A 22,085-nucleotide genomic window follows, 5' to 3' on the forward strand; every position below is an offset into this window, starting at 1 on the left:
GGCCGCTGGCGATGCTGGCGGCATGAAGCTCAACCCCACATTTTCCAAGCTGGCCATCCTGGCCGTCGTCTCCCTGCTGCTGTGCATCGTGCTCGCCCAGATCGGCGGCCTCGTGCACGAGCGCCAGGCCAGGCAACAGGAGGCCGTGCAAGGCGTCGAACAGGCCCTCGCCGGCTCGCAGACCCTGCTCGGCCCCCTGCTCGTGCGCTCCTGCAAGGAACTCTGGAAGAACGGCCAGGGCGACGCCGAATCGCGCAGCTTCACGCTGACCGCGGCCCCCGCCCAACTGGCCGTCAACGGCGGCCTGACACCCGAGACGCGCTACCGCGGCCTGTTCAAGGTCAACACCTATGCCGGCAAGCTCAACCTGACCGCACGCTGGAGCGATGCCGCTGCGCTGACCCCACGCGGCGAGAGGCCCGGCAGCCAGGTCGAATGCGGCGATGTGGCGGTGATGTTCTCCGTCAGCGATGCGCGCGGCCTGCGCGGCGCCGAACTCAAGCGCGACGGGCAGAGCCTCGCCGTGAAGCCCGGCACTACCCACCCCGTCTACCGCAACGGCCTGCATGCACCGCTGCCGGGCCTGCGCCTGGACACCGGCCTGTCCCTGAGCCTGGCGCTGGACCTCGTCGGCAGCCAGCGCTTCGGCGTCGTGCCGGCGGCTGGCAGCACCACCGTCGGCCTCCAATCGAGCTGGCCGCATCCGAGCTTTGGCGGACGCTTCCTGCCAGCGGATCGCAAGGTCGGCGTCAGCGGCTTCGAGGCCGGTTGGAAGGTGACCGAGCTGGCCAGCAACGCCGCCAACCAGGTCGCGGCCGGCGAGAAATGCCCCGACACCCTGGATGTCGAGTTCATCGACCCGGTGAACCCTTATGTCATGAGCGACCGCGCCATCAAATACGGCCTGATGTTCATCGCGTTGACCTTCGTCACCGTCGGTCTGACCGAACTGCTGACGGGCCGGCGCGTGCACCCAGTGCAGTACCTGCTCGTCGGCATGGCGTTGAGCCTGTTCTTCCTGCTGCTGCTCAGCCTGTCGGAGCACCTGCCCTTCCTGATGGCCTATCTGATCGCCTCGAGCGCCGCCGCCGTGGTGCTGACGCAGTACGCCGCGGCCATGCTGGGCGGCTGGCTGCGCGGCACTGCGTTTGGCGGCGGCATCGCCCTGCTCTATGGCGCCCTCTATGTGCTGCTGAGCCGCGAACAGACCGCCCTGGTCATCGGCGCGGTGCTGCTGTTCACCGTGCTCGCCGCCGTGATGACGCTCACGCGCAAGCTGGATTGGTATCGCCTGGGGGCTACCGCCGGCGAGTAACGTACGCTAGGGGCTGCATCCCGCAGCCCCCTGCACGCCTCGTTAGCGCTTCATGGCCCGTCAAGGTTTCGACTACATCATCGTGGGCGCCGGCACCGCCGGCTGCCTGCTCGCGAACCGGCTCAGCGCCGATCCCGAGAAGCGCGTCCTCCTCATCGAGGCCGGCGGCAAGGACGACTACCACTGGATCCACATCCCGGTCGGCTATCTCTACTGCATCGGCAACCCGCGCACCGATTGGTGCTTCAACACCGAGGCCGAGGCTGGGCTGAACGGCCGCAGCCTGCGCTACCCGCGCGGCAAGGTGCTGGGCGGCAGCTCCAGCATCAACGGCATGATCTATATGCGTGGCCAGAGTCGCGACTACGAGCATTGGGCCGAAGTCACCGGCGACGACACCTGGCGCTGGGAGCGTGTGCTGCGGGCGTTTCGCAAGCACGAAAGCCACTGGCGGCTGGACAAGCCCGAGACCGCACCCAAAGGCTTTGCCGCCGTGCACGGCAGCAAGGGCGAATGGCGGGTCGAGCAGCAGCGCCTGCGCTGGCCCATCCTCGACGCCTTTGCCCAAGCCGCCCAACAGGCCGGCATTCCGGCCACCAGCGACTTCAATGCCGGCACGAATGAGGGCGTGGGCTATTTCGAGGTCAACCAGAAGAAGGGCCTGCGCTGGAACACCGCCAAGGCCTTTCTGCGCCCGACGGCGTTCGGCCGGCCCAACTTCGAGTTGTGGACCGGCGCCCAGGTGCGCAAGCTGCGCCTGCTGCGCGACGATGCCGGCCTGCGCTGCGCGGGCGTCGAGGTGCTGACACCGCATGGCGTCGAGCAGCCCTGGCTGAATGCGGGCGGCGAGGTCCTGCTGGCCGCCGGCGCCATCGGTTCGCCCCACATCCTGCAACTCTCGGGACTGGGCCCTGAAAGCCTGCTGCACAAGCTCGGCATCGCGGTCGAGCAGGACCTGCCCGGCGTCGGTGCCAACCTGCAGGACCATCTGCAGATCCGCGCCATCTACAAGGTCGAAGGCGCCAAGACCCTGAACACCCGCTCGGCCTCGCTGCTCGGCAAGGCCATGATCGGCCTGGAATACGCGCTGCGCCGCAGCGGCCCGATGAGCATGGCCCCGTCACAGCTGGGCGCCTTCACGCGCAGCAACCCCGAGCGAGCCTGGCCCGACCTGGAATACCACGTGCAGCCGCTGTCGCTGGACGCCTTCGGCGAGCCCCTGCACGGCTTCAACGCCTTCACGGCGAGCGTCTGCAACCTCAACCCGACCAGCCGCGGCGCGGTCTACGCGACCTCCCCCGACGCAGCGGTGGCGCCGGCCATCAAACCCAACTACCTGTCCACGGATGCGGACCGCCAGGTGGCGGCCGACAGCCTGAAGCTGACGCGCCGCATCGTGTCGCAACCGGCCCTGGCTGCCTTCAAGCCCGAGGAATACAAGCCGGGCCCGCAGTACCAGACCGACGAGGAGCTGGCCCGCCTGGCCGGCGATATCGCCACCACCATCTTCCATCCCGTGGGCACCTGCCGCATGGGCCGCAAGGACGACCACTACGCCGTCGTCGACTCGCGGCTGCGTGTGCGCGGCGTGAGCGGCCTGCGCGTGGCGGACGCGAGCGTGATGCCGACAATCACGAGCGGGAATACGAATTCGCCGACGTTGATGATTGCGGAGAAGTTGGCTGGGTGGTTGGCGGGATAGCAATTGCCCTCGCCTTCACACAAAGGACGGAGCGCAGTCATCTCTCTCGTCGTCATGGCAATCTCAATGGCCGTGGTCGGTTGTAGTGATCCCTGCGAAAACAACACCGTCGCAAAAGTCGCATCGCCGAGCGGCAGGTTCAGCGCTGTGGTGTTCAGTCGCAATTGCGGCGCGACAACAGGTTTCAACACTCAGCTTTCCATCGTGCCGGCCGACGACGCGCCCGGGGAAGAAACCGGAAGTGCGTTCATCGCCGATGGAACGGTGCCGCTGAAGCTGGAATGGATTTCCGATACCGAACTCGCAGTCTCTGGCACTCAAGGCTCGAAGAATTTCAAGCAGGAGAGACATGTGCGCGGAGTTTTGATCTCCTACAGGTAGCGCACAGGCGCCCAAATATGCCGCGGCCGCGACAATCCGCGAATGTCGTTGTCGTCTTCCCGTGTCCTCTCCGTCATCCCCCCGATGACGCAGCTGAACACGCCCTACCCGTCCACCGCCTATCTGACCGGCTTCCTGCGCTCGCGCGGCATCGACGCGCATCAGGTGGACCTGGCGCTGACCTTGGTGCTGGAGCTGTTCTCGCCCGCCGGTCTGACTCAGATCCGCGAGGCCGTGCACGCCCTGCCTGAAGCGAAGCGCACGCCGCAGACCGCCTGGTTTGCCGCCGAGTTCGACGCCATCGCCGCCGCTGCCCCGCGCACCCTTGGGTTCCTGCAAGGCCGCGACCCGACGCTGGCCCACCGCATCAACACGCGCAGCTTTCTGCCCGAGGGCGCGCGCTTCGCCTCGCTGGACAACTATGTCGACGAAGACGGCGGCGACCCGCTCGCCTGGGCCTTTGGCGCCCTCGGCCTGCAGGACCGCGCCCGCCATCTGGCCACGCTGTTCCTGAACGACCTCGCCGATGTGCTGCGCGACGCCGTGGACGAGCGTTTCGAGTTCGTCCGCTATGCCGAGTCCCTGGCCGCGGCCCAGGCCCATTTCGATCCACTGGCCGAGGCCCTGGCCGCGCCGCCCAATCTCGTCGACCGCACGCTGCACGCGCTGACCTTGGCCGCACTGGAGCAGCACCAGCCCGATGTCGTGCTGCTGTCCGTGCCCTTCCCCGGCTCGGTCTACGCGGCCCTGCGCATCGCCCAGAGCATCAAGGCCGCGCGGCCCGAGGTCGTCTGTGTTTTGGGCGGCGGCTATGTGAACACCGAGCTGCGCGAACTGGCCGAGCCGCGCGTCTTTGACTTCGTCGACTATGTGACGCTGGACGCCGGCGAGCGGCCGCTGCTGGCCCTGCTGGAGCATGTCGCCGGCAAGCGCTCGAAGATTCGACTGGTACGCACCTTCTGGCGCGATGAGGGCGCAGTCAAGTACACCAACTTCGTCGAACCCGACATTCCCTTTGACGACGTCGGCACGCCGACCTGGGACGGCCTGCCGCTGGACCGTTATCTGTCGCTGCTGGACATGCTCAACCCCATGAACCGGCTGTGGAGCGACGGGCGCTGGAACAAGCTGACCGTGGCCCATGGCTGCTACTGGAAGAAGTGCAGCTTCTGCGACGTCAGCCTGGACTACATCTCGCGCTACGAGGCCGCCTCGGCCGAGGTGCTGGTGGACCGCATCGAGGCCATCGTCGGGGAGACGGGGCAGACGGGCTTTCATTTCGTCGACGAGGCCGCGCCGCCCAAGGCGCTCAAGGCCCTGGCCGAGGAGCTGATCCGCCGCGGCGTGGCCATCTCCTGGTGGGGCAATATCCGCTTTGAAAAGACCTTCACGCCCGAGCTCTGCCAGCTGCTGGCCGACAGCGGCTGCATCGCCATCTCGGGCGGGCTGGAGGTGGCCTCGGACCGGCTGCTGAAGCTGATGAAGAAGGGCGTCAGCGTCGAGCAGGTGGCGCGCGTGACCAAGGCCTTCGCCGACGCCGGCGTCCTCGTGCACGCCTACCTGATGTACGGCTTCCCGACGCAGACGACCCAGGACACCGTCGACGCGCTGGAGTATGTGCGCCAGCTGTTCGAGAACGGCTGCATCCACAGCGGCTTCTTCCACCGCTTTGCCTGCACGGTGCACTCGCCCGTCGGCCTGAACCCGGCCGAATATGGCGTCACGCTGCAGCCGCTGCCGGCGGATGGCCGCTTTGCCCGGAACGACATCGCCTTCATCGACCCCACGCCCACCGACCACGACGGCCTGGGCCAGGGGCTGAAGAAGGGCCTCTACAACTTCATGCACGGCATCGGCATCGAGCAGGACATTCGCTCCTGGTTCCCGGTGCGCGTGCCCAAGACCACGGTGCCGCGCCGCTTTGTCGAGCGCGCGCTGACGACAATCTCCTGATGTTCACCTCCACCTTCACCTTCGCCAAGGGCGACTACGACGCCGACTTCTTCGCGCTGGACGAGCGCATCGCGGCCGTCGCCCGTTCCATCCCCGGCTATCTCGGCGAGGAGGCCTGGGAGAACGCCGCCACCGGCCTGATCTCCAACGTCTACTACTGGGATTCGATGGAGGCCCTGCAACAGCTGATGAGCCACCCCGCTCACCGCGAGGCCAAGCAGGCCCAGGCCAAGTGGCTGAGGGGCTACCAGGTGGTCATCGCCGAGGTGGTGCGCACCTACGGCGACGGCGGCATCGCGCATCCGCTCGCCGAAACCACGCCAGCCCACTGACTTTTGTGCAGTGCACAATCGCCGCATCCAGCAGCAGCAAGGGAGTCGGCGATGCGGCGAGTCGTGTTCAACCAGAAGGGTGGCGTGGGCAAGTCCACCATCACCAGCAACCTGGCGGCGATCGCCGCGGCCGGCGGCAAGCGGGTGCTGGTCATCGACCTGGACCGCCAGGGCAATACCAGCCGCTATCAGATGGGTGATGCGCTGGACGAGGGCGCGGCGGGCTCGGCCGAATTCTTCGAGTCGACGCTGAAGTTCGCCGTGCGCCCGCCAGCGGCCACCGACTTCGTCACCGAGACGCCCTGGGACAACCTGCACCTGATGCCGGCCAGCCCCGAGCTGGACGAGCTGCATTCCAAGCTGGAGAGCCGTTACAAGATCTACAAGCTGCGCGACGCGCTGCAGCCGCTGGCGGACGACTACGACGAGATCTGGATCGACACGCCGCCGGCGCTGAACTTCTACACCCGCTCGGCCCTGATCGCGGCCCAGGGTTGCCTCATCCCCTTCGATTGCGACGACTTCTCGCGCCGGGCCCTGTACGGCCTGCTGGAAGCCGTCGAGGAGATCCGTGCCGACCATGCGCCCGAGCTGTCGGTCGAGGGCATCGTCGTCAACCAGTTCCAGGCCCGCGCCTCGCTGCCGCAGCGCGTCGTGCAGGAGTTGCTGGATGAAGGCCTGCCGCTGCTGGAGCCCTATCTGTCCAGCAGCGTCAAGGTCAAGGAGTCCCACGAGCTGAGCCGGCCCATGATCCATCTCGATGCGCGCCACAAGCTGACGCAGGAGCTGCAGGCCCTGTACGAAGCCCTGGGCTGACCGGCTTTTCGGGCCTTGTCCGCCCGGCGCCTGCGGCCAGAATGGCGGCATGAGCACTTCCGAATCCGTGCCCGAAGCTGTCCGAATTGTCGGCGCCAGTGTGCAGACCGAGCTGCCCGTCATCATTGCCGAGCTGGGTCCCATTGCCGACCGGCTGCAGCTGGCGCGCGAGGCCATAGCCGAGCTGCGCATCAGCCATCCGCAGTCGCCGGCGTCCAATGTGAAGTCGGTCTATATGAGCCCGTGGAAGAGCCACATGCTCAACGACAAGCTGTTGCCGCTGTGCGCCAGCGTCGTCGAGATCGCCAAGGCGGCGGCGCCCAAGGCCTGGTCGGGAGAGCTGGACTCGCTCGGGCTGGACCTGCTGGTCACCCATTGCTGGGGCGCCATCTACGAACAGGCCGACTACACGGCGCCACACAACCACTGGCCGGCCGACCTGAGCTGCGTCGTCTACCTGGAGGCCGAGCCCGGTTGCGCGCCGCTGGTGTTCTCCAAGACCAGCGCCTTCCAGCCGCGGCCGGGCACGCTGATCATGTTTCCCGGCATCACCATGCACGAGGTGCCGGCCACGCCGGGGCGGCGCGTCGTCGTCGCGATGAATCTCTTCAAGCAGCTGGGGCTGGATCCGGCGGCAAGGGCCGCAGGCTGAGGCGGGCGCGCAGGCCCGGGCCCGAGTGCGCATCCAGCAGTTCCAGGCGGCCCCCATGGCGGGCCGCGATGTCGGCCGCGATGGCCAGACCCAGGCCACTGCCGGTGCCGCTGGCGCTGCTGCCGCGGCGGAAGCGCTGCATGGCCGCCGGACGCTCCGCTGCCGGAATGCCCGGCCCGTTGTCCTCCACCTCCAGCCAAGAGCCCTCGGGCCCGCTGCCGCAGCGCACCGTGATGCGAGCCGCCGCGCCGGCATAGCTGACGGCGTTGTGGATGAGGTTCTCCAGCAGTTCGCGCAGCAGGAAGGCATGGCCCAGGGCCGGCGCCTCGGCCAACTCGAAGCCGAGGTCGACCCCGCTGGGCAGGGCGCGGTGGGCCCAGTCCTGGCCGCTTTCGGTGGCGATGTCGCGCAGGTCGATGCGCTGGCCGACGTCGACGCTGCGGTCTTCCGCGCGCGCCAGCGACAGCAGCTGCTGGGCCAGGCGGGCGCTGCGCACGACGCGCTGGCGCAGGCGCTGCAGCAGCGGGTCCACGCGCTGGTCGTGCGGCTCCAGCATGGCCAGCTCGATCTCGGTCTGCAGCGATGTGAGCGGCGTGCGCAGCTGGTGGGCCGCGTCGGCCAGGAATTCGCGCTGGGCGCCGGCCGCACGGCCCAGGCGCTCGAACAGGCGGTTGAAGGCGGCCTGCAGCGGCACCAGCTCGCGCGGCAGGCTGGCGGTCAGCGGCGTGAGGCGATGCAGGTCGCGGTGCTCCAGCTCGGCACTCAGTCCGGTCAAGGGCGCCAGGCCCTGGCGGATGGCCCACCAGCCGGCCAGGGCCAGCAGCAGGGCCAGGGCGCCGCCGTTCAGGGCGACGGAGCTGCCGATCTCGCGCTGCAGGGCGTCGCGCTTGTGCAGGGTCTCGGCGACGAGGATCTGGCAGACGCCGCTGCCGCAGTCCTGGCCCAGCTGCACCAGGCGCAGCTCGCGGCCGCGCAGCCTCACATCGCCGTAATAGGTATGGCCGGCTGCCTGCAGCGCGGGCCGGGGCTGCAGCTCCGCCAGGCCGGCGTCGCCCTGCAGTACCTCCCCGCGCGGCGACAGCACGAGATAGAAGACATCGTCCTGGCGGTCAAAGCGCAGGGCGCGATCCATGGTGGCGCTGACGTCGATGCGCGGCTCGCCGCTGCGCACGTCGATCTGGCCGGCCAGCGTCAGGGCGGTGTCTTCCAGGCCCTCGTCGAGCCAGCTCTGGGCGCTGTGCCTGACCTGCTCGTACAGCGCCGTGCCGAGCACCGGCAGGGCCACCAGCAGGGGCAGCATCAGCCAGCCGAACAGCCGCCGCTGCAGGCTGGAGCGCGGCGCTTCAGCCACTCAGCCTATTTCTTCCAGAAGGTAGCCGAGGCCGCGCACAGTGCGCAGTTGCACGCCGCCCGGCTCGATCTTGGCGCGCAGCCGCGACAGGCAGACCTCGATGGCGTTGTCGCTGACGCCCTGGTCCCAGGCATTGCTGGCCAGCGCGATGTGCTCCTTGGGCACGACCTTGCCGGCCCGCGCCATCAGGAAACCCAGCACATCCCATTCGCGAGCGGATAGAGCCAGAGGCTCGTCCTCGATATAGGCGCGGCGCGCCTCCTGGTCGATGCGCAGACGGGCCAGTTGCAGCTGGTTGCTGGTGCGGGCCTGGCTGCGCCGCACCAGGGCGCGGGCGCGGGCCACCAGTTCGGTCAGCGCAAAAGGCTTGACGAGGTAGTCGTCGGCGCCGCCCTCCAGGCCGCGCACGCGGTCCTCGACGGCGTCGCGGGCGGTCAGGATCAGCACCGGGACGGCGATGCCCTCGCCGCGCACCCGGCGCAGGGTCTCGAAGCCATCGATGCCCGACAGGCCGATGTCCAGGATGAGCAGGTCGTAGGCGTCCTCGCGCAGCGAGCGCGGCACGGGCTCGCCGCGGGCGGTGCAGTCCACGACCCAGCCTTGGGAGCGCAGGGCGCGGGCGGTGGTTTCGACGAGTTGTTCGTCGTCTTCGACGAGCAGGATGCGCATGGTGGTGGAAGTATGGCGCGAGAGCGGCCGAAGTGCTGACGCAGGGCTGTCGCGACCCGTCAGGCCGTGGCAAGGCGGCTGCGTGCCGCCTCGAAACATTCGTTCGCAATCCGCCACAGCCGCGCGGCGTCGGCATAGCGGTCGCTGGGCTCGCCATTGAGCGCATCGCCCGCCAGATCCGGGCGCGGCTGGGCATAGTGCAGCCAGAAGTCGGCGCCCATCTTCTGCGGCAGCAGCTCGGCGTTGAAGCTCAGGTAGTCGCCGGGTCCGGCGCCGCGCAGGAAACCCTCGAAGCAGCGCTGCCACATCCAGCGGAAATGGCCGAGGTAGTCACCCGGGTCGTCCAGGCCGGTCTGGATGCAGCCCGGGTTGCCGACGCGGGCATGCAGGAAGCGCACGCGCTCGAACACCGGCTGCAGCCGCGCGGCGCGGTCGTAGAACTCGCCGCCATAGGTCAGCTCATGGCCGGTGTACCAATGCGACAGGTCGGCGTTGAAGCGCAGGGCCGGGAAGCGCGCGACCAGGTCCAGCGTGCGGCGCAGGTCCTGGGTCATGGTGCCGCGATGGGTCTCGATATAGACCGGGTGGCCATGGCGCGCCGAGGTCTCCAGCACGGCTGCCGCCAGCGCATCCATCTCGGCGTCGGTCTCGAAGGAGTTGCCGACATGCAGCGTCGTGATCTCGCAGCCGAAATCGCACTGCTCGCGCACGATGGCGTCGACGTCCGGTGGCGTCAGTGCTCGGCAGATGCCGGTGACGGCAAGGCCGGCGTCACGCGCGGCCTGGGCGGCCGCCGCCGTGGGCTGCCAGATCTGCACGGCTTCATGGCCGTCGACCTTCAACAGGGCCAGCTGCTCGGCGTGGCTGGCGCGCCAGCCGGTCGAGCCGCGCGGCAGTTCGGCCATCGTGCCCAGGTTGATGTCGCGGCGCAGCCGCGGCGGTTGCTGGCTGCCGTCGTTGCAGCGGTCAATGGGCGATGGATTCATGGCCAGCATCATGCCGCGTGGCCAGGTCGGCCAAGGCGGCCTGCAGCGTCGGGTGGCGGAAGCGGTAGCCGGCGGCGAGGGCCGCGGCGGGCACGACGTTCTGGCCGTCCAGCAGCAGCGTCGCCATCTCGCCGGCCAGCAGGCGCAGCGGCCAGGCCGGCATGCGCAGCCAGGCACGACGGCCAAAGGAGGCGGCCAGGGCGTGGGCGAAGTCGGCCTGCCGCGGTGTCTCGGGCGCCACGGCATTGACGGCACCCGAGAGTTCGCTCTGCTGCAGTGCGAAGCGGATCAGGCCCACGGCATCGTCGCGATGCAGCCAGGGCGCTGGCTGTCGGCCATTGCCCAGCACCGCCCCGCATCCCAGCCGCGCCGCCAGGGCTTGCAGGGGATAGGCGCCGTCCTCGCGGCCCAGCACGACGCCCAAGCGCAGCCTCACGACACGCACGCCCAGGGCCTCGGCGCGGCGGGCCTCGTGTTCGATGGCGGCGCAGAGGTCGGACTGGAACTCGCCGGGCTTGGGCAGGCTGGCTTCGGTGCAAGCTGTGCCGTCATTGACGGCGCCGTAGAAGCCCACGGCCGACGCGCTGACCAGCACGCGAGGGCGTTGCTCCAGGCGGCGCATCAGCGCGACCAGCCGTTGCGTGATGCCGACCCGGCTGCCCATCAGCGTGCGGCGGCGTGCGACTGTCCAGGGCAGGCCCAGCACGCGGGCACCGGCCAGGTTGACGATGGCCTCGATGCGGGTCTCGGAGGGGATGGCGTCCAGGTCGTCGACGACCCAGACGCCGGGACCGAACAGGCCACGCGCCTGGCGCAAGTCGCGGGACAGCGCGATGACACGGCGACCGTCGCGCACCAGCTCGGCCACGACGGCGTGGCCGACAAAGCCGGTCGCGCCGGTGACGAGGACAGCCGGCTGGCGGCGCATCGAGGCCGGTTGGTTCGGCGGCACGGGCATGCGGGCCAGACGGCGCACGGCGATCAGATTGCGCAGGCTCCAGGCCAGCACACCGACACCATAGGCCGTCAGCAGCGGCGCCCACCAGCCGTTGGAAGCGGGCAGCAATCGCGTCGGCTCCTGGCTCCAGTTCCACAGCACCGGCGCGAGCATCGCCAGGAAGAGGCCATAGCTGATGGTCAGCAGCGTGTGCAGTACTCGCTCGAAGCCCGGCAGGCTGCGGCTGCGGTCTTCCTCGAGGAAGTCGGCCAGCGTGATGACGACCTCGGCGCCGAGCAACGCAGCCAGCACGGCGGCAAAGAGCCCTTGCCATTCCCACCAAGCCAGCCCGATGAAGACGACGCCGTAGATGGCCTCTCGGGCCGTATGCAGGGCCAGCTCGCGCCGGGCCGACGGACGCTGCGGCAGCTTGGCCTGCAGCTCGTGGTGCCAGAGGTTGTCGAAGGCGCCCATGACGGCCTGGACGCTGAGCAGGGTGAAGAGGAGGTTCATGTCAGTGATCCTTGGTTGTGTGCATTTGCGGGCCGAGCGCCGGGCCGCTCCCTAGCCGGCCCGCGTTGGGCGATGCCTGCCGGTCAATCCGGCATGCATCGCCGTCCCCTCGGGGGACCGACCGGACTCGCCAGCGTTCAGCCGGCGAGGTCGGGCGAGGGGTCAACAAACACGCCGGTTTGGTGGAAGGTTTCTCCCCAGACGGGGTGGTCCATGGAGAGCGTGAAGCGGAACAGGCCATCACCCAGGTCGCGGTGCTCGACGCGGCAAGTACCAGGGCTGAGCAGGCGGGGCATGACCAGGCGCAGCCCGCCCAGGTCGAGGAAGTAGCGGTGGCTCTGGAATACCAGGGCGCCGTCGTGCTCGAAGACGTTCAGCGCCATGCCCAGGCCGCCGCGGGTGCGCTCCTGCAGGCGGCCGCCGGCATCCAGCTCCTTGGTCGAGAACACGCGGCCGACGCCGTTCTCGAAGCTGCGCTCCCAGACAACGCCGGCGCCGACAGCCCGCACCCGCACCGTCGTCGGCACGCCGCTGGCATTGGCCGCGGCCAGCGGGCTGCGCAGCGGCTTGACCAGCCAGGCCAGCACGCGGCCCAGGCGCGAGCAGCGCATGTCCATCAGGCCGTGGTAGGTCGCCTCGGCATGGCCGGCGGCAAAGCGGCGCTGCACGGCGGCGGGCAGGCGGGCCCAGGCGGCGGGGCCGATGAGGGCGGAGAGGTCGAGGGGCTGGGCGGCGTTCATGCCCCCTCTATCGCGACAACCATGCCAGGCCCGATTCACCTCCTAAGTGATTGATTTCATTGAAATTACATCCGCAATGCGCATACCTCGGATACAGTGCCGGACGCCCCACTTGTCAACTTCGTTAACACCCCATGCTGCTGATCCGTTTCGCCCTGGGCTTCTCGCTGTTCGAGACCCTGGTGCTGGCCGGCGTGCTGCTCTGGTGGTCTGACCGAGTGGCCGGCGGCCGGCTGCTGGCCGCCTTCCTGGCCGGCATCGCGGTCTGGATCACCGGCAACGAGCTGCCCAACTGGTGGGGTGTGGAGGCCGAGCCTGTCGCCCTGCGCCTGATGTCGATGGCGCCCTTCGTGTCGGCCTTCTTCTTCCACTTCTGCGTCGTGTTCTGCCGCGTGCCCTTGAGCCGGGGCTGGGTGACGGCGGCGTATGCGTACAGCGGGTTGTCTTCGCTGGTCGCGCAGTTCTGGGTGTCGGGCCACCTGGTGTGGATCGAGCCGGTGGGCTGGATCGCCATGGCCAGCACCGTGGGCTGGCTGGCCAGCATCGCCTGGATCGTGCTGGGCATCGCTGGCGTGGGCGTGCTGCTGAGCGGCCTGGCGCGGGCCCGGCCGCCGGCCCGCCAGCAGATTGCGGCCGTCACCGCGTCCTGCCTTTGGGGGCTGCTCTGCCTCAGCGGCTACGCGCTGGTGATGCTGCGCCTGCCTGTCTACCCGGTGCCGCTGCTGCTGTTGCCCCTCTACCCGGTCATCCTCGTCTACGGCGTGCTGCGCTGGGGCGTGTTCGTCGCCAATGCCTGGGCCGGCCGCGCCCTGGTGTGGACGCTGCTGCTGGCCATCGGCGTCGGCATCGTCGGCCTGATGCCGCTGCTGCTGCCTTTCGAGTCGCGCTGGCTCAGCGGCGTGGCCGTGGCTGCCGGCTGCCTCGCGCTGAGCGGGCCGGTGCGGCGCTTTGTGCAGCGCCTGATCTACCCGGGCGGCGAGGCCTCGGCCGCCGACCTGCAGGCCTGGCGCGAAGCCCTGCTGCCGGCGGAGACGCTGGACGAACTCGGCTTGCTCGCCGCACGGCTGCTGGGCACGCGCCTGGGCATGCCGGTCGAGGTCGTCTTCGACGCCGAAACCGAACCCGCCCTGCCGCGGCTGAACTGCCGCCGTGTCCCCTGGCGACTCGAGCTGCAAGGCTGGGCAGCCGCGCCGCCGGGCCAGCGGCATCTGGCCGAACTCTTCGGCAGCCTGATCGTGGAAGCCGCCATGCGCGTCGAGCAGGCCCAACAGCTCGCCGCCCGCGAACGCGAGCGGCAGTTGCAGGCACGCTTGGCCGAACTGGGCGCCCTGGCCGCCACCGTGGCCCACGACATCCGCAACCCGCTCAACATCATCTCGATGGCCGTCGCCATGGCGCCGAGCGACACCCGCCGCGAGGTGGCCGAGCAGGTCGACCGCATCGCCCATCTGACACGCGACCTGTTGGACTACGCCAAACCCTGGAAACTCGCACCAGCCGAGGTCGACGTCACCACCCTCGTGCAGACAGTGGCGCGCCGCCAGCCCGGCGTTGAAATCGGCCCCGGCTTGCAGCAGCCGCTGCCGGCGCTGCTGGACGCCCGCCGCGTCGAACAAGCCCTGACCAATCTCGTCGAGAACGCCCGCACGGCCAGCGGCAGCGCCGTCCATGTCGACGCCGAGCGCGACGCCGACGGCCTGCGCCTGTATGTCTGCGACGACGGCCCCGGCGTGCCCGAGACCATCCGCGAGCGGCTGTTCGAGCCCTTTGCCTCGCGCAGCCCCGGTGGCACCGGCCTGGGCTTGGCCATCGTCGCCCGCGTGATGGCCGCGCATGGCGGCACCGCCGCCCTCAACGAGCGCCCCGGCTGGCGCACCTGCTTCACGCTGAGCTTTCCCCATGACCCCATCCAACCCTGAAACCGGCCGCGTGCTGCTGGTCGACGACGAGGCCGCCTTCCAGCGCCTGGGCGGCGGCTTCCTGCGCAGCCTCGGGCACGAAGTCGACATCGCCGGCGACGGCGAAGCGGCCCTGGCCCGCTTCGCCGCGCAGCGGCCCGAGCTGGTGCTGCTGGACCTGGCCATGCCACCGCATATGGACCCCGAGCGCGGCCTGGAGCTGATCCCGCGCCTGGCAGGCGTGCCCGTCATCGTGCTGACGGGGCATGGCGAGCATGAGCTGGCCCTGCGCGCCGCCGAGCTGGGCGCCTGGGACTTCATCACCAAACCCATCGACCCCGATCTGCTGCGCTTCGTCGTCGCCCGCGCGCTGCGCAAGTCGCGACTGGAAGCCGAGCTGCTGCGGCTGCGTGCCGAGCAGGGCGCCGACGACCTCGGCCTGGTCGGCCAGACGCCGCCCATGCAGCAATTGCGTGCCATGGTCAGACGTGTCGCGCCGACGCGCGTCAGCGTGCTGGTGCTGGGCCCAACGGGGACAGGTAAGGAGCTGGTGGCTCGTGCCCTGCACGAAGGCAGCCCGCGTCGCGACGGCCCCTTCGTCGTCGTGCACTGCGGCGCCTTGTCGGCCGAGCTGCTGGAGAGCGAGCTCTTCGGTCACATGAAAGGCAGCTTCACCGGCGCCTACCGCGATCAGCCCGGCTTGGTCGAAGCGGCGCACGGCGGCACCCTCTTCCTCGACGAGGTCGGCGAGATGCCACCGGCCATGCAGGTCAAGCTGCTGCGCTTCCTGCAGGAGGGGACTTTCGTGCCCGTGGGTGGCCGCGTGCAAAAGACGGCGGAGGCCCGCGTCGTCGCCGCCACGCATCGCGACCTCGAAGCCATGGTGCGCGACGGGGCATTCCGCGAGGACCTCTACTACCGTCTCAAGGGCGTCGTGCTGCGCACGCCGGCCCTGGCCGAACGCATGGCCGACGTGCCCTTGCTGGCGGCGCGCTTCCTGCAGCGCGGGGCGCCGCAGGCGCGCTTCTCAGCGGGTGCGCTGGCCTGGGTCACGGCACGCGACTGGCCGGGCAACGTGCGTGAGCTCAAGGCCATCGTCGAGTCGGCCGGCGCGCTGCTGCTGCCGGAGCAGCATGAGGTCGACACCGAGCTGTTGCGCCTGGCCGCGGGCGACAGCTCGGAAGCCCCGCGCAGCATCGAACCTGCTGCAAGCACTGGCGTGCTGGACGCGGCATTGAACGAGCTGGAGCGTCGTCTGATCCAGGATGCGATGAGCGCCGCCGGTGGCAACCAATCCGAAGCAGCTCGCCAGCTGGGCGTATCGCGGGTCGGCCTCATCAAGAAGCTGACCCGCCTGGGCCTGCGTTAGCTAGTTGCCGAATTCCTTCAGCCACTGCCTGAGCTTCTTGCGCCCGTCACTGTTGGTGGCGCGATAGGTCTTCAGCGCCTGCGAGAGGAACTGCTGTTCGGCGGGCGTAAGGCCGGTAGGTTCCCGCTCTTCATCGAGCCAACCGGACTCCTTTCCGCAGAGGTGCTCGATCTGCCGCGCCAGCTTGTCGCCCAGCGGCCGCGCGCCGCTCTTGGCCATGGACCAGGTCGCGCCGCTGACCCCGATGCGCGCGGCCCAGGCGGCCTCCAGGCCCTTGGGCGGGTCGCCCGCGTTGATGCGCTCCTCGGCGAAGGACTGGAACAACGCGATGGCGTTGAGGCGACGGATGGTGGCGGGACTGGACACGTGTGAAGGCTGCGGCGCGGTGTTGTGAAAACACTTCACATGAATTCTAGGTGTTGACGATGAAGTGAAAACTCTTAACAATGCGCATATTCGCTCAGGACAACTGAGCTCTTCCACCCATCCCAACCGACGACCGAACCGCTTTTTTGCCCTCTGCCATGAACCGCCATCTCGTCACCGTCATCACCACCATCGGCTTCCTGAGCCGGTGTGATGCCGCGCGTATGGCGCAGGGCCAGGGATCGAAGCTGCAGGGCTTGCCCGCACCGGTCGCCTATGCACACGACTGCGGTCGTGAGACTGATGACATCAACCTATCGGGTGAAGGACCCGGCTGACGCCGACCTTCCACGCTCATTCGAGGCCCGGTCTCCTGCCAAGGAACCGGGCCTCTTGTTTTTCCCCCTGTTCAAACGAACACAGCGCCGAGGCTGCCTCGACGCCGCTGCGCCTGCGCAGCGCCCGCTCATTAACAACTTGCACCGAGTGCCGCGCTGGCTCAGGCCCGCGCAGCGCTCACAAACGGCAGGCGCCAAGACCCAGTCTCGGCAGCCCTGCCCCATCTCGGGTGTGCCCACGCACAAGCATTGGTCGACCCGGTGTGCATGTGCGCTCGGGCGGCCGCCTGTCGCGTGCAGCGATGCGTCCCTGGCTTGCGCAAGCCAGTCGCGTCGCGTGTGGACACAGCCGAGATGGAGTTTCTCTTTTGCCTCGTTAGCTCAATGGAGCAGAGCGCCGGTCTACGAAGCCGGAGGCTGAGGCCGGACACAGGGTGCGCCTGCGCGCAGCCTGTGCCTGCCGAAGGGCGTTCGCTCTGCGAACGCGCGGCCTGCAAGGTGGACGTTCGAGTCGTCCACGAGGCACCACATGGCTTGCATGGCCTTAGTGCAAGCAACATGAACTTCATGGGGGCGTAGCTCAACAGGGAGAGCACCTGCCTTGCAAGCAGACGGTTGCCGGTTCGATGCCGGCCGCTTCCACCACCATCACCAGGCCCCGTTGGACTTCCGGTGAGGTCCTCGGCCCTTCAAGCCGAAGAGGCGGGTTCACTCTGAGCGGCGAAGCCGCTCAGGACGCAGCTTGCTGCGGGCCGCAGGCCTGGCGCAGGGCGCCAGCACTCCCGCACGGGGTACCACTCAACCCGAAGCCCGTTGTCGAGCTCACGCTTCGACGGGCGCAAACCGGCCGCAACGATTGGGCGGCGTCGGAACCCGTCACCGACAACCTTTCCTTCAATATCCGGGTGTAGCTCAACCAGGTAGAGCGCCTGCTTTGGGAGCAGGTGGGTGCACGTTCAACTCGTGCCGCCCGGACCATGTCGCCATAGCTCAGCTGGAAGAGCGCCGGTCTGTCGAACCGGAGGTCGCGGGGTCGGAACCCGCTGGCGGCGCCATTTGCTTTCTTTTCACGTGCGCTTGGGGGTGGCCGTCGCCTAGAGGCCCAAGGCTCCAGGTCGTGACCCTGGCATCACCGGTTCAACTCCGGTCGGTCACCCCCAAGCGCATCGTCCCCTCGTGGCGGAATAGGTAGACGCACCGGTCTCAGAAGCCGGGGCCGCGAGGCGTGCCCGTTCGATCCGGACCGAGGGGACCAATTCACTTCAACCGGGGTGTAGCTCAATCGGTAGAGCAGCGGCCTTTGAAGTCGCCGGTTGCAGGTTCAAGCCCTGCTACCCCTGCCACTCATTCATTCATCGTGCCCAGCCCAAAGAAAGGAGGTCAGCATGCACGACGTTCTGCAGTTGGACATCACCGGCCTCCCCCAGGCCTGGATCTCGGTCGAGCAGGCCGCAACCCTCGTCGCTACCGACGCCGTCGTGTGGTCGGCCGGTGAGCAGCCGCTGGCCGTGCTGCGTGGCGGCTTCAACAGCACCACCGGCCGCCAGTCGATGCTGGAAGTACCGCCCATCGTGGCGCTGCGCGGCTCGTCGAGGCTCAACCTCTTCGACATCACGCCGGTCTACGGCAAGGGCAAGGTCATCAAGCGCGACCGCTGCACCTGCGCCTACTGCGGCGAGCGTTTCGACGCCCGCATGCTGACGGTCGATCACATCGTGCCGGCCAGCCGTGGCGGCGCCCTGAGCTGGATGAACACGGTCGCGGCCTGCCGCGCCTGCAATTCGCGCAAGGCCGACCGCACGCCGGACGAGGCCCGCATGCCGCTGCTGTTCGCGCCGTTTGTGCCGAGCCGCTTCGAGGACTTCATCCTCAAGGGCCGCCACATCCGCGCCGACGTGCACGACTGGCTGGCCGCGCGCCTGCCCAAAGGATCACGCCTCAGCTGAGGCGCCAACGAATCTGCCGAGAAAGGCAAAGGCTCACAGGTCGGGGTTCCCATGCCCCGCCGGTGCGCCGTGGCCAGGTTTCCGCCTGTCGTCACGGCGTATGCCGCCCTGCTGGAATCGGTTGATATTGGGATGACAGGCGTCCCGCAAGGGTAGGGGTTCGAGTCCCCTCATTCCAGCCAATTGGCAATTGGATAGCTCAATCGGTAGAGCAACGAACTCGTAATTCGTGTGTCGTGGGTTCGACTCCCACTCCAAAACAAAACCGGTCGAAAGACCACCCGCCGAACGTGCGCCCCGGCTCCGGCCGGACCGCGCATCAGCGGCCCGCGCTCGCGCGCCGGGCAAGCGGGGCTGTGCATCCACGGCCAGCCGCGATCGCCTTCAGGGAGGGGGGCGGTCAAGGCGCACCGCGGCTCCAGGCCCTGGCATCCGGCGTCCGCACGGGTCCCTGTAACGGCACCCTCTCCCTCAACACGCGTCACCACAAGGAGAACACCATGACGATCAAGCGTGTGACTGTGAAGAAGAACGAGCGCGGCCTGCTGCTGCGCAATGGCGATTTCGAACGCGTGCTGCAGCCCGGCACGCACTGGCTGTTCGCCGGCATGGACGAGCTCAAGGTCGAGCTCTTCAACATCGGTGCCCCGGCCTTCGTGCACCCGTTGACCGACTATCTGATGGCCAAGGAGCCCGAGGTCGTCGAGGCGGAGTTCCTGCGCGTCGAACTGAACGAGCACCAGGCCGGCTTGCGCACCGAGAACGGCTTGCTGGTCGAAGTGCTGCCGCCGTCCACGCGGCGCCTGTACTGGCGCGGCCTGGTGGACGTGCAGGTCGAGGTCATCGACCTGCGCGCCTCCGCCGAGCTGCCCGCGGCCGTCGCCGCACGTCTGGCCCAGCCGCAACTGCGTCCGCGCGCGGTGACCGGCCTGACCGGCGTGCTGCAGGTCGAGGTGCCCGAACACGGCGCCGGCCTGCTGCGCGTCGACGGCAAGGTCGAGCGGCTGCTGGAACCCGGCGCACATGCGTTCTGGAAGTTCGGCCGCAACGTGGCCGTGGAGCTGGTGGACCTGCGTCTGCAGGCGCTGGAGGTTTCGGGCCAGGAGATCCTGACCCGCGACAAGGTCGCGCTGCGGCTCAACCTCTCGGCGAACTGGCGTTACTCGAGCCCGGCCGACGTGCTGCTTGCCTTTCAGGCGCTGCCCAAGCCGGCGGACTACCTCTACCGCGAGCTGCAGTTCGGGCTGCGGGCGGCGGTGGGCACCCGCACGCTGGACGAGCTGCTGGAGAACAAGTCGGTCATCGACGAGGTCGTGACCGCCCAGGTCACCGCGAAGCTGGTGGGCTACGGCCTGCAGCTGGACGGCGTGGGCGTGAAGGACATCGTGCTGCCGGGCGAGATGAAGACCATCCTCGCCCAGGTGGTGGAGGCCGGCAAGGCCGCCGAGGCCAACGTGATCCGCCGCCGCGAGGAGACCGCCGCGACGCGCGCCCTGCTCAACACGGCCAAGGTGATGGAGGACAACCCCGTCGCCCTGCGCCTGAAGGAGCTGGAAACGCTGGAACGCGTGGCCGAGCGCATCGACAAGATCTCCGTGTTCGGAGGTCTGGACCAGGTGCTCAACGGGCTGGTGAAGCTCCGTTGAGTGCCGCCCCGCCGGCCTGCCCGGCGGGGCTTCAACTCAAGGAGAACCCATGACCACGCCGTCATTGCAAGCGGCCGTGCGGCGCGCCTATGACGTGTTCGGCGCCTACACGGCACCCACCCAGCCGCTGGACGTCTGCACGTTCTGCTGCATGGACGAGGAGCTGGAGCGCGAGATGCGAGCCGTGCCGCTGCGCAAGCTGACGCGGCTGCATTTCTACGAATACAGCACCGGTGCCAAGTCCGTTGAAGGCCAATCGGCCGATGAGTTGAAGTATTTGCTGCCGCGCCTGCTGGAACTGCTGGCGGCCGGAGAGGAAACCCATCACTCGATCGAGCTGGCTCTGGATCGTGTCGGACGCTGCCCCGCTGATGCGTTCAGCACGGAGGAACGAGCTGTGCTCGACACCTTCATGCTCGCCTGCTTCGACGCCTGCCTGCGCGGCGAATGGGCAGCCGAGGGCATCTGGTACGACCTCGAAGACCCTCTCGCCCTGCTGGTAATGGCGGACTACGCCGGGCTTGCGCTGGAGCCCTTGCTGCAGCACTGGACTCAACACCAGAGCCCGCAATCCACGATCCGGTTCGTCGAGAGCACCTACTGGGGCTACTGGCGCGATCACTGGATCAGCAACGCATTCGCGACCGATCGACCGCAGCTGCAAGCGGTGTTCAAAAGTTGGTTGCAGGCCCCCGCAACCAAGACAGCATTCACGACAAAGCTGCTGCGCCCTCATTTCCTGGATCAGGTCGAACAAACGCCGTCCAACACCTGCGCACCATTCCCGTTGATGGTGGAAGCGGTGTTCGATCACCTGACCTATTGATAGAAAGAAAAAATCATGGACCCCCAACACATCCACGAAGACGTCCCCGGCGGCGTCCCGCTGAAGATGTGGACTCAGGGCGTGCCCGTCGAAGAGTCGGCCAAGCGCCAGCTCACCAATGCGGCCCGCCTGCCCATCGTCTTCAAGCACATCGCCGCGATGCCGGACGTGCACTACGGCATCGGCGCGACCGTCGGCTCGGTCATCCCCACCGTCAAGGCCATCATCCCGGCCGCCGTCGGTGTGGACATCGGCTGCGGCATGATGGCCTGCAAGACCACGCTGACGGCCGAGGATCTGCCCGACAACCTCGGCCCGCTGCGTGCGGCCATCGAGCGCGCCGTGCCCCACGGCCGCCAGCCCGGCAACCGTGACCCGGGCGCCTGGCAGCAGCCGCCCGGTTCGGTCAATACGGCCTGGGCGCAGCTGGAGCCCGAGTTCACCGAGCTCTGCCGCGACTACCCCAAGCTGGCCAAGACCAACCACATCCAGCACCTGGGCACGCTGGGCTCGGGCAACCACTTCATCGAGGTCTGCCTGGACGAAGCGGGCGCCGTGTGGTTCATGCTGCACTCGGGCTCGCGCGGCGTGGGCAACTTCATCGGCACGATGTTCATCGAACTGGCCAAGCAGGACGCGATGCGCCACCAGGCGAATCTGCCGGACCGCGATCTGGCCTATTTCGAGGAAGGCAGCCGCTACTTCGGCGACTACGTGCGCAGCGTCAGCTGGGCGCAGAAGTTCGCGGCCCTCAACCGCGAGCTGATGATGAAGCGTGTCATCGAAGCCGCGAAGACGGTGATCCGCAAGAATTTCCAGAGCCATATCGAGGCGGTGAACTGCCACCACAACTATGTGCAAAAGGAAACCCACTTCGGCCAGGGGGTCTGGCTGACCCGCAAGGGCGCGGTGAGCGCCAAGGCGGGCCAGCTCGGCATCATCCCGGGCAGCATGGGCGCGCGCAGCTACATCGTGCGCGGCAAGGGCAACGCCGAGAGCTTCGAAAGCTGCTCCCACGGCGCCGGCCGCGTGATGAGCCGCGGCGACGCCAAGCGCCACTTCACGCTGGCCGACCACCGCGCCGCCACCGAAGGCGTCGAATGCCGCAAGGACAAGGATGTCATCGACGAGACGCCCGCGGCCTACAAGGACATCGACGCCGTCATGGCCGCCCAGCGCGAGCTGGTGGACGTGGTGCACACGCTCAAGCAAGTCGTCTGCGTCAAAGGCTGACGCACCGCCCCAGGGCGCCCGATTTCGGTCGGGCGCCCTTTTTTTTGTGGATTTGCACCGGGAACCACGCGCAAGCACGCAACCACTCAGCCCTATGGGCGCACTACCATTGCCGC

The 22,085-nt window shown here is 68.4% G+C and carries 20 protein-coding genes and 8 tRNA genes; 22 read left to right on the forward strand and 6 right to left on the reverse strand.

Annotated elements, in window-relative coordinates:
* The first annotated feature begins 22 nt into the window (after nt 1-22).
* Genes creD through J2X20_RS14840 form a run of 7 tightly spaced genes read left to right on the forward strand, consistent with a single transcriptional unit; the run spans nt 23 to nt 7,151 of the window.
* Nucleotides 23-1,315: a cell envelope integrity protein CreD gene (creD, locus tag J2X20_RS14810; protein ID WP_310266070.1), complete on the forward strand. Its 1,293-nt coding sequence runs from the start codon at nt 23-25 to the stop codon at nt 1,313-1,315.
* Between the two features lie 52 nt (nt 1,316-1,367).
* Entirely contained in the window at nt 1,368-3,017 is a 1,650-nt protein-coding gene (locus tag J2X20_RS14815) for a GMC family oxidoreductase (protein WP_310266072.1), read from the forward strand.
* 54 nt (nt 3,018-3,071) lie between these two features.
* A complete protein-coding gene (locus J2X20_RS14820) occupies nt 3,072-3,398 on the forward strand; it encodes a hypothetical protein (RefSeq protein WP_310266074.1) in 327 nt (108 codons plus the stop codon).
* A gap of 42 nt (nt 3,399-3,440) precedes the next feature.
* Complete coding sequence (locus J2X20_RS14825; protein ID WP_310266077.1) at nt 3,441-5,351, forward strand: B12-binding domain-containing radical SAM protein; 1,911 nt, start codon at nt 3,441-3,443, stop codon at nt 5,349-5,351.
* The gene (locus J2X20_RS14830; protein WP_310266080.1) at nt 5,351-5,683 is read left to right on the forward strand and encodes an antibiotic biosynthesis monooxygenase family protein; all 333 of its coding nucleotides are present in this window, start codon (nt 5,351-5,353) and stop codon (nt 5,681-5,683) included. Before J2X20_RS14825 ends, J2X20_RS14830 begins: the two co-directional genes overlap by 1 nt.
* Nucleotides 5,684-5,734: 51 nt before the next feature.
* Nucleotides 5,735-6,499 carry a ParA family protein gene (locus J2X20_RS14835; protein ID WP_310266081.1) on the forward strand — a complete coding sequence of 255 codons (765 nt, stop codon included), beginning with the start codon at nt 5,735-5,737 and terminating at the stop codon, nt 6,497-6,499.
* A 49-nt stretch (nt 6,500-6,548) separates the two neighbouring features.
* The gene (locus J2X20_RS14840) at nt 6,549-7,151 is read left to right on the forward strand and encodes a 2OG-Fe(II) oxygenase family protein (protein ID WP_310266082.1); all 603 of its coding nucleotides are present in this window, start codon (nt 6,549-6,551) and stop codon (nt 7,149-7,151) included.
* Here J2X20_RS14840 and J2X20_RS14845 read toward each other — a convergent pair.
* From J2X20_RS14845 to J2X20_RS14865, 5 genes are all read right to left on the reverse strand, one after another.
* On the reverse strand, nt 7,108-8,502 hold the full coding sequence (locus tag J2X20_RS14845; protein ID WP_310266084.1) for a sensor histidine kinase: 1,395 nt from the start codon (nt 8,500-8,502) through the stop codon (nt 7,108-7,110). The genes J2X20_RS14840 and J2X20_RS14845 overlap by 44 nt on opposite strands.
* Nucleotides 8,503-9,171: a response regulator gene (locus tag J2X20_RS14850; RefSeq protein WP_310266086.1), complete on the reverse strand. Its 669-nt coding sequence runs from the start codon at nt 9,169-9,171 to the stop codon at nt 8,503-8,505.
* 59 nt (nt 9,172-9,230) lie between these two features.
* The gene (locus tag J2X20_RS14855) at nt 9,231-10,157 is read right to left on the reverse strand and encodes a hypothetical protein (RefSeq protein ID WP_310266088.1); all 927 of its coding nucleotides are present in this window, start codon (nt 10,155-10,157) and stop codon (nt 9,231-9,233) included.
* Complete coding sequence (locus J2X20_RS14860; protein WP_310266089.1) at nt 10,138-11,607, reverse strand: TIGR01777 family oxidoreductase; 1,470 nt, start codon at nt 11,605-11,607, stop codon at nt 10,138-10,140. Before J2X20_RS14860 ends, J2X20_RS14855 begins: the two co-directional genes overlap by 20 nt.
* Nucleotides 11,608-11,744: 137 nt before the next feature.
* Nucleotides 11,745-12,347, reverse strand: coding sequence for a DUF4166 domain-containing protein (locus tag J2X20_RS14865; protein WP_310266090.1), 603 nt, complete (start codon nt 12,345-12,347; stop codon nt 11,745-11,747).
* A 134-nt stretch (nt 12,348-12,481) separates the two neighbouring features.
* On the opposite strand from J2X20_RS14865, the gene J2X20_RS14870 reads away from it, so the two are divergent.
* Both J2X20_RS14870 and J2X20_RS14875 read left to right on the forward strand, forming a co-directional pair.
* Complete coding sequence (locus J2X20_RS14870) at nt 12,482-14,266, forward strand: sensor histidine kinase (protein WP_310266092.1); 1,785 nt, start codon at nt 12,482-12,484, stop codon at nt 14,264-14,266.
* Nucleotides 14,247-15,614, forward strand: coding sequence for a sigma-54-dependent transcriptional regulator (locus J2X20_RS14875; protein WP_310266094.1), 1,368 nt, complete (start codon nt 14,247-14,249; stop codon nt 15,612-15,614). Before J2X20_RS14870 ends, J2X20_RS14875 begins: the two co-directional genes overlap by 20 nt.
* Here J2X20_RS14875 and J2X20_RS14880 read toward each other — a convergent pair whose 3' ends face one another.
* Nucleotides 15,615-15,980 carry a hypothetical protein gene (locus tag J2X20_RS14880; RefSeq protein WP_310266096.1) on the reverse strand — a complete coding sequence of 122 codons (366 nt, stop codon included), beginning with the start codon at nt 15,978-15,980 and terminating at the stop codon, nt 15,615-15,617. It lies immediately after the preceding gene.
* Between the two features lie 158 nt (nt 15,981-16,138).
* On the opposite strand from J2X20_RS14880, the gene J2X20_RS14885 reads away from it, so the two are divergent.
* The 13 genes from J2X20_RS14885 (at nt 16,139) to J2X20_RS14945 (ending at nt 21,969) form a co-directional block, all read left to right on the forward strand.
* On the forward strand, nt 16,139-16,318 hold the full coding sequence (locus J2X20_RS14885; protein WP_310266097.1) for a hypothetical protein: 180 nt from the start codon (nt 16,139-16,141) through the stop codon (nt 16,316-16,318).
* Nucleotides 16,319-16,688: 370 nt separating this feature from the next.
* Nucleotides 16,689-16,846, forward strand: a tRNA-Arg gene (locus J2X20_RS14890).
* 41 nt (nt 16,847-16,887) lie between these two features.
* A tRNA-Ala gene (locus J2X20_RS14895) sits at nt 16,888-16,963 on the forward strand.
* A 10-nt stretch (nt 16,964-16,973) separates the two neighbouring features.
* A tRNA-Glu gene (locus tag J2X20_RS14900) sits at nt 16,974-17,115 on the forward strand.
* A gap of 104 nt (nt 17,116-17,219) precedes the next feature.
* Nucleotides 17,220-17,296 (forward strand) — tRNA-Pro (locus J2X20_RS14905).
* Nucleotide 17,297: 1 nt separating this feature from the next.
* Nucleotides 17,298-17,373, forward strand: a tRNA-Asp gene (locus J2X20_RS14910).
* Between the two features lie 27 nt (nt 17,374-17,400).
* Nucleotides 17,401-17,478: transfer RNA gene (locus tag J2X20_RS14915), tRNA-His, on the forward strand.
* A 10-nt stretch (nt 17,479-17,488) separates the two neighbouring features.
* A tRNA-Leu gene (locus J2X20_RS14920) sits at nt 17,489-17,573 on the forward strand.
* Nucleotides 17,574-17,585: 12 nt separating this feature from the next.
* Nucleotides 17,586-17,661 (forward strand) — tRNA-Gln (locus J2X20_RS14925).
* Between the two features lie 42 nt (nt 17,662-17,703).
* Nucleotides 17,704-18,264, forward strand: coding sequence for an HNH endonuclease (locus J2X20_RS14930; RefSeq protein WP_310266100.1), 561 nt, complete (start codon nt 17,704-17,706; stop codon nt 18,262-18,264).
* A 500-nt stretch (nt 18,265-18,764) separates the two neighbouring features.
* On the forward strand, nt 18,765-19,910 hold the full coding sequence (locus J2X20_RS14935; RefSeq protein ID WP_310266102.1) for a slipin family protein: 1,146 nt from the start codon (nt 18,765-18,767) through the stop codon (nt 19,908-19,910).
* A 49-nt stretch (nt 19,911-19,959) separates the two neighbouring features.
* Complete coding sequence (locus tag J2X20_RS14940; protein WP_310266103.1) at nt 19,960-20,736, forward strand: hypothetical protein; 777 nt, start codon at nt 19,960-19,962, stop codon at nt 20,734-20,736.
* Nucleotides 20,737-20,751: 15 nt separating this feature from the next.
* Nucleotides 20,752-21,969 (forward strand): RtcB family protein, encoded by a 1,218-nt coding sequence (locus J2X20_RS14945; RefSeq protein WP_310266105.1) that lies wholly within the window; start codon nt 20,752-20,754, stop codon nt 21,967-21,969.
* The last annotated feature ends 116 nt before the right edge of the window (nt 21,970-22,085 follow it).

It is taken from the genome of Roseateles saccharophilus (assembly GCF_031458095.1).
Lineage (GTDB): Bacteria > Pseudomonadota > Gammaproteobacteria > Burkholderiales > Burkholderiaceae_C > Pelomonas > Pelomonas saccharophila_A.